The 446-nt window shown below is 58.1% G+C and carries 1 protein-coding gene; it reads left to right on the forward strand.

What is annotated here, in order from left to right; all coding sequences use genetic code 11:
• Positions 1-36 precede the first annotated feature (36 nt).
• Complete coding sequence (locus tag AB843_RS24605) at positions 37-279, forward strand: hypothetical protein (RefSeq protein ID WP_048649568.1); 243 nt, start codon at positions 37-39, stop codon at positions 277-279.
• Positions 280-446: the final 167 nt, after the last annotated feature.

A 446-nucleotide genomic window follows, 5' to 3' on the forward strand; every position in this document is an offset into this window, starting at 1 on the left:
CACGGTCGGGAAAATGCTCGGCATGGAGATCTGAACATGTTCGAAATCTATCGTTCCAAGCAAAACCAGCACCATTACGTGGCAATTCGCCAGGACGACGATAGGGAAAACCCCAAGGGCATCCGCGAGAGCCAGAACCTCGCCTTTCTGACCAACGTCGCCGATGACGGCCAGCCGCGCATCGCCTTCGATCCGAAGGAGGCGAGAAGCCGCATCGAACGCGACGGTTTCTATGCTTTCGCCGTGACGATCGAGATTCGCGAGCACGCCGAAGGATGATCGGTGGCAACGCTTTTCAAAGCGTCGTCATCGGGCGTTGAAGCCGCGGCAATCGCCCGGAATGCCATGAATGCCCGGAATGTCATGAATGCAAGACGGCGGGGGCGCCGTGCTGGATGAACGAGGAAAAACAACAAAATGACCACCCGCATCGACCGCCGCTTCGC

It is taken from the genome of Nitratireductor soli (assembly GCF_001050155.1).
Taxonomy (GTDB): Bacteria; Pseudomonadota; Alphaproteobacteria; order Rhizobiales; family Rhizobiaceae; genus Nitratireductor; species Nitratireductor soli.

Coding starts and splice junctions, on each gene's coding strand:
- AB843_RS24605 (WP_048649568.1), top strand. CDS start 37: ATGTTCGAAATCTATCGTTCCAAGCAAAACCAGCACCATTACGTGGCA.